14 protein-coding genes and 1 pseudogene are annotated in these 14,772 nt (G+C 33.3%); 6 read left to right on the top strand and 9 right to left on the bottom strand.

Annotation, left to right across the window (positions count from 1 at the left end):
• Positions 1–253, top strand: a pseudogene (locus ACK5ON_RS09525) (sprT domain-containing protein); the annotation flags it as partial.
• A 59-nt stretch (positions 254–312) separates the two neighbouring features.
• Here ACK5ON_RS09525 and ACK5ON_RS09520 read toward each other — a convergent pair.
• Positions 313–732 carry a lipocalin family protein gene (locus ACK5ON_RS09520; RefSeq protein ID WP_409821955.1) on the bottom strand — a complete coding sequence of 140 codons (420 nt, stop codon included), beginning with the start codon at positions 730–732 and terminating at the stop codon, positions 313–315.
• Between the two features lie 235 nt (positions 733–967).
• Here ACK5ON_RS09520 and ACK5ON_RS09515 point away from each other — a divergent pair, with 235 nt between their 5' ends.
• Positions 968–2,029, top strand: a complete 1,062-nt coding sequence (locus ACK5ON_RS09515) for a mannose-1-phosphate guanylyltransferase (RefSeq protein WP_409821953.1) — start codon at positions 968–970, stop codon at positions 2,027–2,029.
• Positions 2,030–2,053: 24 nt separating this feature from the next.
• On the opposite strand, the gene ACK5ON_RS09510 is transcribed toward ACK5ON_RS09515, so the two are convergent.
• Both ACK5ON_RS09510 and ACK5ON_RS09505 read right to left on the bottom strand, forming a co-directional pair.
• A complete protein-coding gene (locus ACK5ON_RS09510; protein WP_409821951.1) occupies positions 2,054–2,818 on the bottom strand; it encodes an ABC transporter ATP-binding protein in 765 nt (254 codons plus the stop codon).
• Complete coding sequence (locus tag ACK5ON_RS09505; RefSeq protein ID WP_396174105.1) at positions 2,819–3,565, bottom strand: MlaE family ABC transporter permease; 747 nt, start codon at positions 3,563–3,565, stop codon at positions 2,819–2,821.
• 341 nt (positions 3,566–3,906) lie between these two features.
• On the opposite strand from ACK5ON_RS09505, the gene ACK5ON_RS09500 reads away from it, so the two are divergent.
• Positions 3,907–4,140 (top strand): DUF4160 domain-containing protein, encoded by a 234-nt coding sequence (locus ACK5ON_RS09500; protein WP_409821949.1) that lies wholly within the window; start codon positions 3,907–3,909, stop codon positions 4,138–4,140.
• A 9-nt stretch (positions 4,141–4,149) separates the two neighbouring features.
• A complete protein-coding gene (locus tag ACK5ON_RS09495; RefSeq protein WP_396174107.1) occupies positions 4,150–4,392 on the top strand; it encodes a DUF2442 domain-containing protein in 243 nt (80 codons plus the stop codon).
• Here the strand turns inward: ACK5ON_RS09495 and ACK5ON_RS09490 are convergent.
• From ACK5ON_RS09490 to gcvP, 5 genes are all read right to left on the bottom strand, one after another.
• Positions 4,385–5,233 carry a glycosyltransferase gene (locus ACK5ON_RS09490; RefSeq protein WP_409821946.1) on the bottom strand — a complete coding sequence of 283 codons (849 nt, stop codon included), beginning with the start codon at positions 5,231–5,233 and terminating at the stop codon, positions 4,385–4,387. The genes ACK5ON_RS09495 and ACK5ON_RS09490 overlap by 8 nt on opposite strands.
• 66 nt (positions 5,234–5,299) lie before the next feature.
• Positions 5,300–5,830 carry a methyltransferase gene (locus tag ACK5ON_RS09485; protein ID WP_396174111.1) on the bottom strand — a complete coding sequence of 177 codons (531 nt, stop codon included), beginning with the start codon at positions 5,828–5,830 and terminating at the stop codon, positions 5,300–5,302.
• An 87-nt stretch (positions 5,831–5,917) separates the two neighbouring features.
• A complete protein-coding gene (locus tag ACK5ON_RS09480; RefSeq protein WP_396174113.1) occupies positions 5,918–6,976 on the bottom strand; it encodes a 3-oxoacyl-ACP synthase III family protein in 1,059 nt (352 codons plus the stop codon).
• 129 nt (positions 6,977–7,105) lie between these two features.
• Positions 7,106–7,483 carry a group III truncated hemoglobin gene (locus tag ACK5ON_RS09475; protein ID WP_409821943.1) on the bottom strand — a complete coding sequence of 126 codons (378 nt, stop codon included), beginning with the start codon at positions 7,481–7,483 and terminating at the stop codon, positions 7,106–7,108.
• Positions 7,484–7,574: 91 nt separating this feature from the next.
• Complete coding sequence (gene gcvP, locus ACK5ON_RS09470; protein ID WP_409821941.1) at positions 7,575–10,415, bottom strand: aminomethyl-transferring glycine dehydrogenase; 2,841 nt, start codon at positions 10,413–10,415, stop codon at positions 7,575–7,577.
• Positions 10,416–10,591: 176 nt separating this feature from the next.
• Here gcvP and ACK5ON_RS09465 point away from each other — a divergent pair, with 176 nt between their 5' ends.
• The gene (locus tag ACK5ON_RS09465; RefSeq protein WP_409821939.1) at positions 10,592–11,380 is read left to right on the top strand and encodes a hypothetical protein; all 789 of its coding nucleotides are present in this window, start codon (positions 10,592–10,594) and stop codon (positions 11,378–11,380) included.
• Positions 11,381–11,486: 106 nt separating this feature from the next.
• Positions 11,487–12,602, top strand: coding sequence for an ATP-binding protein (locus ACK5ON_RS09460; protein WP_396174120.1), 1,116 nt, complete (start codon positions 11,487–11,489; stop codon positions 12,600–12,602).
• 80 nt (positions 12,603–12,682) lie between these two features.
• On the opposite strand, the gene ACK5ON_RS09455 is transcribed toward ACK5ON_RS09460, so the two are convergent.
• Positions 12,683–14,728 carry a M3 family metallopeptidase gene (locus ACK5ON_RS09455; protein WP_409821937.1) on the bottom strand — a complete coding sequence of 682 codons (2,046 nt, stop codon included), beginning with the start codon at positions 14,726–14,728 and terminating at the stop codon, positions 12,683–12,685.
• Positions 14,729–14,772: the final 44 nt, after the last annotated feature.

The following is a 14,772-nucleotide window of genomic DNA, read 5'->3' as shown; positions in this document are numbered from 1 at the left end:
TTTCAGAAACCCAACAGCCAGTAGTGATACTGATGCTCGATTGGCTTTTGCCTTAAAGCAATTTGACGAACGAAAACCCGATATTCATTTCATACACGAAGTGCCAAGCGGCAGTATGTTCCGAATAAAAAATGGCAGAATATTTCAAAAGAAAGGACTTCGTGTAAAACGTTATGAATGTCTGGAAGTGAAAACCGGAAGATTGTTTTTGTTTAATGCCAATGCTGAGGTGGAAATTTTACCCAACACATAAATAAAAAAACAGTATTAAAATTGATTAATACTGTTGATTTATAAACTTATAAAAAAATATTAGTTTATTCGTTTAAAAACTGTTACATCAATAATGCCTGGAAATTCAGGGTCTATTGAATAGATTTTGAGAGTGCTAGAGTCTAATGTTTTTATTTCAGCAGTAAAAGTTTCGCCCTCAACAGTGATTGAAATTGTATTACCATTTCGAGTGTATGGTGTTGAGAATATTTCTTCTTCACATGTACTGCCAAAAAAACTATGATCTACAATTGAACTAGCAGTTATAATGCTATAATCTTTTGAACAACCTGCTTGGTGTTGATAATCAACCAAATCCTCCTGTCCGCTACTGTTAGCTGTACCTTCTTTAAAATATTCCCACTTTCCTTGTAGTGATGCTTGATCATCATCTTTTGAACACGAAGTTATAGTTGCAAAGGATACGAAAGCAACTGCTAATAAAATAATTTTTTTCATTTTGTTATGTTTTAAATTCGTCAAATGTAAAAAAAAATATACAATGGCAAATTTTTATTAGTTTAATTTTAAAAATGAATTCAAAAGTTACTTATTTATTAGTTTTACAAGTTGTATGATAGTATTTAGATGTAATTTATTCCTTTAATTCCTAATTTATTATAAATATATTTGCATGACTAATTAAAAAAATGAGATTGCTTTGCTTCGTTCCTCCTAACTCCTCACAATGACTATGAATAAAAATTATTACGCCATATTAATGGCTGGCGGTGTGGGTTCACGCTTTTGGCCAGTGAGTACAACCGATTTACCAAAACAGTTTCATGACATGTTAGGTGCAGGAAGCACTTTGATACAAAAAACATTCAGTCGTTTGTCAAAGTTAATTCCAGCTGAAAATATTTTGATTTTAACCAACGAACGCTATAACGAGTTGGTTCTCGAACAATTGCCCATGGTAAAACAAGAGCAAGTATTGCTAGAACCCGCGATGCGAAATACAGCCCCTTGTATTTTATATGCGTCCTTAAAAATTCAAAAGCAAAATCCAAATGCCGTGATGGTCGTTGCTCCAAGCGATCACTGGATAGAAGATGAAGTAGCGTTTTCTAATAATTTACAGCAATGTTTTGACTTTTGTCAGCAAGAGAATGCTTTGTTAACTCTTGGTATCCAACCCACATTTCCTAATACAGGTTTTGGCTATATTGAATTTGATAAAAGCGATACCAATCCAATAAAAAAAGTAAATCAGTTCCGCGAAAAACCCGATTATGAAACGGCGAAATCCTTTCTTGCTGCTGGAAATTTTCTTTGGAATGGCGGTATTTTTATTTGGAGTGTACAATCGATTACAGAAGCATTTGAGAAATTCCAACCCCAAATGAACGGGTTATTTCAAAAGGGAATTGAAAGTTATAATACCTTGAATGAAAAGCAATTCATCAATGATAATTATGCCAATGTAGAAAATATTTCCATTGATTATGCCGTGATGGAAAAAGCACAAAACGTTTATGTGCTTCCGGCAACATTCGATTGGAATGACTTGGGCACTTGGGGACAACTTCATGAAAAATTAGACAAGGATGAAAACAACAATGGTATTATTAATGCAAAAGTTGTGATGGAAAATGCTTCTAATAATATTGTCCGTTCCGATGCCAATAAAATCATTGTTATTGATGGTTTACACGATTACATTATTGTAGATAAAGAAGGTATTCTATTGATTTATCCGAAAAGTAAAGAGCAAGACATCAAGCGAATTACTGCTTTGGCAAATGAGTTATAAAAGGCAATGAACATTGTTGCTTTTTTATTCCTCTTTATTCTGAGCTTTTCTAATTTTTTTGAAAAGATTGGAAGAATATACAAAATCAACGATAGCTTCATTATCGGTTTTGAAGATTTCTTTTTTGGAACCTTCCCAAGCTAAAATGCCTTCTTTTAAAAAAATAATTTTCTCTCCAATTTCCATCACCGAATTCATATCGTGTGTATTAATAACTGTAGTAATATCATATTCTACCGTTATTTCATGAATTAGGTTATCAATCAAAATCGCAGTTTTAGGGTCTAATCCTGAGTTGGGTTCGTCACAAAAAAGATATTTCGGATTGTTCACAATCGCTCTAGCTATCGCCACACGTTTTTGCATTCCTCCCGATATTTCGGATGGTTTTTTATGATTGGCATCAATTAAATTGACACGATTAATTACAAAGTTTACACGTTCTTTAATCTCTGCGGCTGATTTATTAGAAAACATTTTAAGCGGAAAACCAATATTTTCCTCAACTGTCATGCTGTCAAAAAGGGCGCTTCCTTGAAACACCATGCCAATTTCGGTACGTAATGTTCTTTTTTCATCAGCCGTTAGCTCTGAATAAATTCTGCCATCAAAAGAGATAGTTCCTTTATCGGGCGAATGAATGCCTAATAGACTTTTCAATAAAACCGTTTTTCCAGAGCCACTTTGTCCAATGATTAAATTGGTTTTTCCTGTTTCAAAAATGGTAGAAATTCCTTTTAAAACTTTAGAATCTCCAAAAGATTTTTCTATGTTTTTTACTTCTATCATTTAGGTTAAGAGTAATTGAGTTAATATGTAATTCACCAAAATAATGGTAACAGCTGTCCACACAAAGGAAACCGTACTTGCTTTCCCTACCTCAAGTGCGCCACCTTTCATATAATAGCCATGAAAGGATGGAATGGTGGCTAATAGTAAACCAAAAATAAATGTTTTTATAAAAGCATAGGCAACGTGAAATGGAATAAATTCTTGTTGTAATCCTATAATAAAATCATCACTAGAGCCAAATCCACCATAAACACTGGCAATAAAACCACCAAGAATTCCTAGAAACATAGCTATTCCAATCACAAATGGATACAGTAGTAATGCTATCATTTTTGGAAAAACCAAATAATTCAACGAGTTTACACCCATAACCTCCAACGCATCGATTTGCTCTGTAACACGCATTGTTCCTATGCTTGATGTAATAAAAGAACCCATTTTCCCCGCCATAATTACGGAAATAAATGTTGGCGCAAATTCTAAAATTACCGATTGTCGTGTGGCAAACCCAATGAGGTATTTTGGAATTAAAGGATTGGTAAGATTTAAAGCAGTTTGAATAGAAACTACACCTCCAACAAAGAAGGATATAAATGCCACTATCCCAAGAGAATCTATTATTAAATCATCAATTTCTTTGAAAATTAATTGTCTCATAACCGACCATTTTGTTGGTTTGTTAAAGACTTCTTTCCACATCAAGAAATATTTTCCTATTTGAGATAAATAACGGATAAGCATCATTTTTTTAGTGTTCAGTTTACAGTCCAGATAGCTTTTAAGAGCAAAAAGTAAAAATAGTATATTTTATGTTATTGATGTTTTTAAAAGATAAAAATATGGTTATCTGTATTTAAATTATTTTTGTATTTTTAAATAAATGTTAGTTTAATTAACAAATATTGTGTAGGATTTAAATATAAAAATCTTGCTTTAGTATAAAAGAGTATTCCATTTTTCCTTTAACAAACAAGTTAATTTGAATGAATTGGTTTAATTTTAGTGAAATTTTTTAATGAGTTTGACCTATTCAATTAATAAGTAATTGATTTTCGTATATTTGTGATGCTATTTATCTAAAAGACATGCCTGAGATTTTTCGTTTTTTTGGTATGCGGTTTTTCTATTTTAGCAATGATCATTTGCCTATTCATGTACACATTAAAAATGCTGATGGCACAGCAAAATTTAATATTAGTCCTGTTGAGTTAATTGAAAACAAAGGAATAAAAAAGAAAGACCTTTTATTGGCTGAAAGTATTATTGAAGAAAACAAAGAATTAATAATCAATCATTGGAACGATTTTTATAAATCATAAAAGAACAAAATGGAAGCAAAAAAAATTTGGTTTGACAATGAATTTATTTTTGTTGAAACTAACGACAATAGAATTGGGAAAATGCCATTAGAGTGGTTTCCTCGTTTAAAAAATTCTACTATTGAAGAATTAGAAGCATATGAATTATGGGCTGATAATAGTTGGATTCATTGGGAATCTATAGGTGAAGATTTATCAGTTGAAGGTTTTTTTTCATTTAATAAAGATTTGCAACAAATTTTAACTAAATAAACTTTTCTTTCATTTTGCTAAGGCGATAATCTCGTATAAATTTAGCTTGTACCTCTGTAACCAAAAGTGGTTTTTTTTCAGATTTTGCTTTCCAATACCCTTTTACATAATCAAAAAACAGTAGCGGTTTTCTTTTCATTAATGCCAGTTTTGCCGATGCAATGGTAGTAATTAAAAATCCGTAACCTAAAGTATAAAAAGCTTCTCCTTGCTGGTAACGAGCTGTTTTATTGTAGTTTGCGCCAGTGGGTTTTAAATGTTTGACTTTCAACGTTTCATCTGTTACGACTTTCCAATTGTAAAATTTGCAAAGTAATTCATCTACTGTGTCCCAACCCATGGCAGGTTTTAAACCTCCAATTTGCTCAAAAGTTGCTTTTCTATACGCTTTAAAGGCACCGCGAATATGGTCTTTATCGGTTAAGTTTTCCAAAATCCAATCGCCATTTTTTTCGATGTAGGCAAATCCGCCCACCATTCCTATTCGTTCATCGGATTTAAAATGCGAAATGATAGTTTCGAAATAGTTAGTTGGAAAAATTAAATCAGCATCAGCTTTTACAAGAAAATCATAATTATCATCTAGCGTTTCTAATCCTTTTTGAAATGCCTGTATCACTTTGCTTCCCGGCAAATGTGTTGCATCTGAAGTTTTATTAACTAATGTTATCCAAGAATAATTTTCTGAAAATTCTTTAACAATTACAGCTGTTCTATCGGTTGAGTTATCATTCACCACTATAATTTTTGAAGGTAAAACCGTTTGCTCGACCAATGATTGTAAGGTTAAGGAAATGTGTTTTTCTTCGTTGTGCGATGGAATGACGATGTAATATTTCATTTTTAAATTCCAATTTTTTAAATTCCAAATTCCAACTGATATGAACGAAATTTTGGAATTTGGGATTTATTTTTTGGGATTTCTTTCTGCATAAACCAAATAATATCTCGGCGTGAAATACCTCAATAAAGGGCGAAAACCAAATTTTTTCACAGGATGTGTAAACTTGATACGGTCCACGATTTTAAACCCCGTTTTTTCTAGTAACCAATCCAATTGCCAATCTTCAAATTCATGGTAATGTCTGTCCCATGTATCAGTTTTACTTTTGTAAGCCGAGGAAAACCACAAACGCAATGGAATGGATATTAACAATTTATCACATTTTACGTTTTCTAAAACCGTATAAGCGTTCAATAAATGTTCAAAAATTTCAAAAGCAGTGAATGCCTGATACGTTTCGTTTTGCAGGGCGCTTTGGTCATTATCCAAGTCTTCTCCTTTGGTGTTTTTAACAGTATATCCATTTTCTTCCATAATTTTGGAGAATGGATTTGAAACTCCTAAATCGAAAATGGTTTCGGATGTCGTAATGTGTTTTTTTAGAAACTGAAGTGTAATGTTAAAGCGTTTACTCGGATAGGTTTTCTCGTACATGTAACAAGTTTGTGATTTATTGTTTTTGGTCTTTTCAAGGCAAAATTAACTATAAACCATAAACCATAAACTAAAAACAGTTAAAAATTACATTCGGTATACAATAGCATTTACATTCATACCAGCGCCAACCGAAGCAAACATAATAACATCGCCTTTGTTTAGTTCTTGGTTTTCAATTTCGCCTTTAACCATAGAGTCATATAACGTTGGAATAGTTGCAACGCTTGAGTTTCCGAGTTTGTGAATGCTCATGGGCATTATTCCATGTGGAACTTCTTTTCCATATAGTTTATAAAATCGATGAATTATGGCTTCATCCATTTTTTCATTGGCCTGATGTATCAGTATTTTTTTTACGTCATTAATAGAAATACCACTTTTATCAAGACATTCCTTCATAGCTTTGGGAACATTGCTTAATGCAAATTCATATATTTTTCTGCCATGCATTTTAATGTAGCGAACATCGGGATTATGTGTAGAATTAAATGATTTTCCAAAGTATAAATAGTTTGCTTCATCATAAGAAAATGTTGCAGATTCATGGGCAAGAATTCCGCCATCATCAGCTGTAGCTTCAACAATTGTAGCTCCTGCACCATCAGAATAAATCATAGAATCTCTATCGTGTGGATCTACCACTCTTGATAATGTTTCAGCACCAATGACTAAACATTTTTTTGCCATTCCAGCTTTTATAAATGCCGTCGCTTGAATGACTCCTTCAACCCAACCAGGACAACCAAAAAGCATATCATAAGCAACACATTTTGGGTTTTTAATTCGTAGATTATGTTTCACTTTAGAAGCTAAACTCGGTAACATATCGCCTTGGATAGCTCCTTTTTTTACATCGCCAAAATTATGAGCAAAAATTAGATAATCTAAAGTTTCTGGGTCAATCTTGGCATTTAGAATAGCTTTTTTTGCTGCAATTGTTGCGATATCAGATGTCTGTAAATCATCTGAAGCATATCTGCGTTCTTCAATTCCAGTGATTTCGAGAAATTTTTTGGCTACTACATCATTCGGATGCGGAAACGGAGTTCCGTCATCATTCAAAAAAACGTGTTCAGCAAAATTTTTATTAGATACTATTTCAGTTGGGATATAGCTTCCAGAACCTGTTATTTTTATATTCATTGCTTAGTTTAATCAAAATAAACTGTAAATTTAAAGATAATTAATCAATTAATAACACAATAATTACTATGCGTGCATACTATTATCAAATTATCATTTAAAACCAATATTTTTATTAATAATGCAACACTAAACTTTATTTTGTGCTATTTTAATTTGCATAATAGTGGCAATATTCAAAGCTTGGGTTTTTATTTGTTCTGCTTTTTCACCCCGAAAGTATTCGTCAACGGCAGTATTGAAATGATGTAACCATATTTTGAATAATTCAGGAGATAAATATTCTTTGGCATTTATATCCAAATGGATTTGTGTTAAATTATTTGTATAACCACCTGTTCCTAATATGACTTGTGACCAAAAAGTAACTAAAATAGGTAAGTGCTCTTCAATTTTTATTTTAACCACATCAGTAAAAATATAACTTATTGAGCTGTCTGAAAGCAGTTTTTTGTAGAATTCGTCTACTAACAAATACAAGTCACTTTGGTTTTGAATATCGTTCATTTTTAATGTTTAAAGTTTAAAAATTGTTTAAGGGTTTAAAGTTAATCTGAACAACTTTAAACCCTTAAACAATTTTAAACAAATCTAAAACTTATATGTAAGCTTCAATTGGAGCACAACTGCAAACTAAATTTCTGTCGCCATAGGCCTCATCTGCCCGACGAACTGTTGGCCAGAATTTATTATCCGCTACATAATCCAACGGGAATGCCGCTTGTTCACGAGTATAAGGATAAATCCAATTATCGGTAGTGACCATCATTAAAGTGTGAGGCGCATTTTTCAAAACATTGTTAGGGTTTTCAATGGTGGCAGCTTCAATTTCTTTTCTAATTGCAATCATTGCATCACAAAAACGATCTAATTCTTCCAAGTTTTCACTTTCAGTCGGTTCAATCATCATCGTTCCAGCCACTGGGAATGAAACGGTTGGTGCGTGAAATCCGTAATCCATTAATCGTTTGGCGATATCGGTTACTTCAATACCTTTTTCTTTAAATGGACGGCATTCCAAAATCATCTCGTGTGCCGCGCGACCCATCTCTCCAGAATATAAAGTATCGTAATGACCGTTTAATTTTTCCTTGATGTAATTCGCATTCAAAATGGCATATTCTGTAGATTTTTTCAAACCTTCAGCACCCAACATGCAAATATAGCCGTATGAAATTAAACAAACCAAAGCCGAACCCCAAGGTGCTGCAGAAATAGCTGTGATAGCATTCTCGCCACCAGTTGGAATTACAGGATTTGTTGGCAAAAACGGAACTAATTGTGGTGCCACGCAAATTGGGCCAACTCCGGGACCACCGCCACCGTGAGGAATGGCGAAGGTTTTATGTAAATTTAAGTGACAAACATCAGCGCCAATGGTTGCCGGATTTGTTAAGCCCACTTGGGCATTCATATTAGCACCATCCATATACACTTGTCCACCGTGATCGTGAATGATTTGTGTAATTTCTTTAATGGCACTTTCAAAAACGCCGTGGGTTGATGGATAGGTAACCATCAGACATGATAAATTAGCAGAATGTAGAATTGCTTTTTCACGTAAATCATCAACATCAATATTTCCGTTATCCAATGTTTTTGTTACCACAACGTGCATTCCAGCCATGGCAGCCGAAGCTGGATTAGTACCGTGAGCAGAAGATGGAATTAAAGCAATGTTTCTGTGAAAATCGCCACGTGATTGATGATAGGCACGAATAACCATCAATCCTGCATATTCACCTTGCGCACCAGAATTGGGTTGTAAAGAGGTACCGGCGAAGCCAGTAATTACATTTAATTGTTGCACTAACTTAGTCAACATTTCTTGATAACCTTGCGCTTGGTCTAACGGTGCAAACGGATGAATGTTGTTCCATTGCGCCATACTTAAAGGCAGCATCTCAGCAGCCGCATTCAATTTCATGGTACATGAACCTAAGGAAATCATGGAATGATTTAAAGCCAAATCTTTGCGTTCTAACATTTTGATGTAACGCATTAAGGCCGTTTCTGAATGGTATTTGTTAAAAACATCATGTTGTAAAAAGGTGGATGTTCTTTGCCCCACCCCAACTCTCCCCAAAGGGGAGGGAGATGAAACAGGGGTAAATTGATTTCCTGAAACTTTAGCAAAAATCGAGGCTATTTTATTTACATCACTAATATTTGTTGTTTCGTTTAATGAAATGGAAACCGTATTTTCATCTATATAATAGAAATTCACTTCGTTTTGTTCGGCAATTGCTGCCACTTTTTTAGCATCTGCTTTAATAACTATGGTATCAAAAAAGGCAGTATTGGTTTGATAATAACCCAATTTCTCTAACAATTCTTCTAATGTTACTGCCATTGCGTGTACTTTATCGGCTATATATTGTAACCCTTTTGGTCCATGATAAACCGCATACATTCCTGCCATAACAGATAATAAAACCTGTGCAGTACAAATATTGGAGGTTGCCTTATCACGCTTGATGTGTTGCTCACGAGTTTGTAACGCCATGCGAAGTGCACGATTACCGTTGGTATCTATCGTTACACCGATAATTCTTCCTGGCATCGATCGTTTGTATTCGTCTTTAGTAGCAAAATAGGCCGCGTGTGGACCACCATAACCTAATGGAATTCCGAAACGTTGTGTAGTTCCAAAAACAACATCTGCACCCATTTCTCCTGGTGGAGTTAGTTTTACTAAACTCAAAATATCAGCTCCAACGGCAACTTTTATTTCGTTAGTTTTCGCTTTGGCAATGAATCCAGCATAATCATGAACTTGTCCAAATTTCCCAGGATATTGAAGAATTGCCCCATAAAAGTCATTTGAAAAATCGAATTCTTCATGGTTTCCAATCACTAATTCCACCCCAATTGGAGTAGAACGGGTTTGTAAAACCGACAATGTTTGTGGTAAAATCTCTTCAGAAACGAAGAATTTACAAACATTATTTTTCTTTTGGTCACGGGTTCTGACATCAAATAATAACGCCATCGCTTCTGCGGCAGCAGTACTTTCGTCAAGAAGTGATGCATTGGCAATCTCCATTCCGGTTAATTCGATAACCATCGTTTGAAAATTTAGAATTGCTTCTAAACGACCTTGAGCGATTTCTGCTTGGTAAGGAGTATAAGCGGTATACCAACCAGGGTTTTCAAAAACATTTCTTTGAATTACCGCCGGAATAATCGCTTGGTTATAGCCCAAACCGATATACGATTGGAACATTTTATTTTTATCGCCTAACTTTTTTATGTGGTTTGCAAATTCATATTCGGTCATGGCAGGTTCTAAATCTAAATCTGTTTTCAAGCGAATATCACTTGGAATAGTTTCGAAAATAAGCTGCTCCATAGTTTCTGCACCAATAGTTTTCAACATATGTTCTTGGTCGTTCTCACTTGGACCAATGTGGCGTAATGCAAATGCGTCTGTTTTCATTAAATTGTAAGTTCTAAAGTGTATTTAGTTGTGCTTGTGCTGATGAAAATCGGTATTGATTTTAACACCAGCAAAAGTAAATATTAAACTCTTATTTTTTGTTTAAATAACTGTCAAATTTCGAGAATTTTTCAACTAAAAACAGTTCTTATTAACAGTTTGATTAGTTTTGTTGAATGCACATTTTAAAGCGTCTTATCGACTTTTATATTCAATCCTCACTGCACGTTGGTTTGGCAGTAATGTCATTAGTTTATCTAACTACTTTTTCCAGTGGTATGACTAAACATATTGTGTATCCAAGTTGTGTTTTTTTTGGAACTGTATTGGGCTATAATTTTTTGAAATATTACAAAGTAATTACCATAAATAATTTTTTTTCGAAGAAATATTATGGCATTTTGGTTATCAATATATTGGCTTCAATGGGTTTTTTATATTTTTTTTTATGCTTAAAACAAAGCATTCAATGGCATATTTTAATTTCGGGAATATTTGTTTTGATTTATACTTTTTTACGAAAATATGGCTGGATAAAATTGTTTTTGGTGAGCTTTGTAGTAACCTATATAACCGTTTTTATTCCTTATCAATCGCTTAAAGGGTTGCCTATTGATTATTATATCAATTTAGTACAACGTTTTATAATTATAATAAGTTTACTCATTCCATTTGAAATAATGGACAGTAAGACAGATGCAATATCCATGAATACTTTGCCACAATTATTTGGAATTAATAAATCAAAAGTCTTTGGAGTTTTATTGGTAATTCCGTTTATAGTATTAGAATTTTTAAAACAAAAAGCTGATTATTTGGTAATTCCAATTGGAATTATAACAATCTTGTTCATCAATTTCACTACTTTAGAAAGAAGTAAATACTACACCTCTTTTTGGGTGGAAAGTGTACCGATTTTATGGTTGAGTTTACTTTCACTTTCTTATAATATATTATTTTGGTGAATATAATCACTGAAAAATATATAATATTGGTGAATATAATCACTAAAATATATATAAATTTGGTGAATAGAAAATAATTTTATACTTTTGTTGAAAGTTTAAAAATATGATAAATAGAGATTTAACTAATGTTGTACTTCAAAAGTTGCATAAGGGTAAAGTTATTGTGCTTATTGGTCCACGTCAAGTTGGTAAAACCACTTTGATTAATGCTTTATTAAATGATAAAGAATATTTGTTTTTGGATGGTGATGATAATTCTGTGTCCGATTTACTTTCTAATGCGAATACGGAACAGTTAAGAAGTATTATTGGAAATTATAAGTACGTTTTCATTGATGAAGTGCAGCGGATACCAAATATTGGTTTGAAGTTGAAAATTATGGTTGATCAAATTGCAGCTGTTCAAGTAATAGTTTCAGGTTCATCTGCTTTTGATATTAATAATGTAACACAAGAACCATTAACTGGTAGAAAATTTGAATACCAACTATTTCCCATTTCGTGGAGTGAATTTGAAAATAATGTTGGTTATATCAAGGCACATCAACAACTAGAATTGCGTATGCTTTTCGGAATGTATCCAGATGTAATTAACAATTTTGGAAACGAATATGAGATTTTGAAAAACTTAGTTTCAAGTTATTTGTATAAAGATATTTTGGCTTTAGCAGGCATTAGAAAATCTAATGTTTTAGAAAAAATTCTTCAAGCGTTGGCATTGCAAGTAGGTAGTGAAGTGAGCTACAACGAAATTGCGCAATTGGTTGGTGTTGATAAAAATACCGTGAATAATTATATCGATTTGTTGGAAAAAAGTTTTGTGATTTTTAGACTAAATAGTTTTTCTAAAAACATACGAAACGAGATAAAAGCCAATAAAAAAATCTATTTCTACGACAATGGTGTACGAAATATGGTTATTGGAAACTTCAATAATCTAGCACTTCGACAAGATAAAGGTGCATTGTGGGAAAATTTTATGATTGCCGAAAGAATGAAACAGTTATCCTATTCGCAAAGCAATGCAAAACCTTATTTTTGGAGAACTACAACCCAACAAGAAATTGATTATATAGAGACCAATGCCGATGCAGTAAGTGCATTTGAATTCAAATGGGCTAGTACTAAAAAAGCGAAACTACCAAAATCGTTTATTGAAGCTTATAACCCAAGTTTTTTTGTGGTGACTAAAGATAATTTTAGGGAGTTTTTAAAGTAGTTTTTTTAAACCATTAAGTATATTAAGGTTAACTGCTTGATTTTTCTTAATTCCCTTAATAGATTGATTTTTTTAAAATCTTAAATCAATCCCGCTCGTTTCAACAACGCTTCCGCTTTTGGTTCTTGACCTCTAAATTTTTTATACAATTCCATGGGCAGTTCGGTGCCGCCTTTTGACAATACATTTTCTTTGAATTTGTTGGCAACTTCTTTATTGAAAATTCCATTTTCCTGAAAATAAGCAAACGCATCAGCATCAAGCACTTCAGCCCATTTATAACTGTAATAACCCGAGGAATAGCCCCCGTTGAAAATATGGGAAAACGAAACGCTCATACAATTTTCAACCACATCTGGATACAAAGACGTTCCTTCAAATACTGTTTTTTCGAATGCTTTAATGTCGGTTATTTCGGTTGGATTATTACTGTGAAATGCCATATCGAGTAATCCAAAACTCAATTGTCTTAACGTTGCCATTCCTTCCTGAAAACTCGCACTTTCCTTAATTTTTTCAACATATTCTTGAGGAATTACTTCGCCAGTCTGGTAATGTTTGGCAAATAACGCTAAAGCTTCTGGTTCGTAACACCAATTTTCCATCACTTGACTGGGCAATTCTACAAAGTCCCAATATACCGATGTACCCGATAAACTTGGGTAAGTGGTGTTGGCTAACATACCGTGTAAAGCGTGTCCAAATTCATGGAACAAAGTGGTTACTTCATTGAATGTTAATAGTGAAGGTTTTGCTTCCGACTTCTCAGAAGTGACAATGGGTGGTGTAAAATTACAAACGATGGAAACATGAGGTCTTTCGTTTATGCCTTTCTTGATGTACTGCGATTTGAAACTCGTCATCCAGGCACCGTTTCGTTTGCCTTTTCTTGGGAAAAAATCGGCGTAGAATATGGCAACTAATTCACCAAATTCATCCATAACCTCATAAGTAGTTACATCTTCGTGGTATTTATCGATGTCGAAAACTTCGGTAAAAGTTAATCCGTATAATTTTCCAGCGATTGTAAATGCCCCATTTAGAATATTTTCCAACTGAAAATATGGTTTTAATTTCTCGTCATCTAAATTGAATAATTTTTGTTTCAGTTTTTCAGAATAATACGCGCCGTCCCATTTTTCTAATTTTTCAATTCCGTCCAAGGATTTGGCAAAAGCGGTTAATTGTGCAAATTCGCGTTCGGCTGCGGGCTTTGCTTTGGCTAATAAATCATTCAAAAACGATTTTACTTTATCGGGATTTTGAGCCATTCGTTCCTCTAAAACAAAGTGAGAATGGGTTTCATATCCTAATAAATTGGCGCGTTCAAAACGTAGTTTAGCAATCTTTAATGTAATTTCTTGATTGTCAAAATCGTTGTGTTGAAATGCTTTTTTCCCAGATGCGATGAAAATTTCTTTTCGCAATTCGCGATTTTCAGCGTAGGTAACAAACGGCAAATAACTTGGTTGATCTAAGGTAAAAATCCAGCCATCAAGATTTTTAGATTTGGCTAACGATTTTGCGGCTTCAATTGTTCCTTTTGGCAAACCTTTTAAATCGTTTTCATTAGTAATATGAAGTTTATAATTGTTGGTTTCTGCCAAAACATTTTCGCTGAAAGTTAATTTTAGTTTAGCCAATTCAGTATCGATTTCGCGAAGTTTAGCTTTCTTTTCTTCCGATAATAAAGCACCGTTTCTAGAAAAACTTTTGAATTTTTTGTCTAGTAATGTCTCTTGTTCTGTGGTAAGATTTAAAATATTTTTTTGCTCGTAAACCGATTTTATTCTTTTGAATAAGTCTTCATTCAAAGTGATGTCATTACTGAATTCAGTCAATAATGGCGTTACTTCTTGAGCGATTTTTTGCATTCCGTCACACGTTTCAGCCGAATTGAGATTAAAAAAAATGGATGACAATCTATCCAATGCTTCACCCGAAAAATCCAAAGCTTCGATAGTGTTTTCAAATGTTGGTGCCTCTGGATTATTGATTATGAAGTCTATTTCTGCTTTTGCAGCAGCGATATTTTCGATGAAAGCGGTTTTGTAATCTTCTATTTTAATTTGGGAAAATGGCGCGGTATTGTGTTTGGTTTGGAATGTTGACGTTAGTATTTTCATGATATTTGTTTCACAGAGTTTCACAGAGTTTTTCACAAAGTTTC

The organism is Flavobacterium sp., assembly GCF_046317795.1.
Taxonomy (GTDB): Bacteria; Bacteroidota; Bacteroidia; order Flavobacteriales; family Flavobacteriaceae; genus Flavobacterium.
The sequence above is the reverse complement of the archived record's forward strand: the minus strand, read 5'-3'. Positions and strand labels throughout refer to the sequence as shown.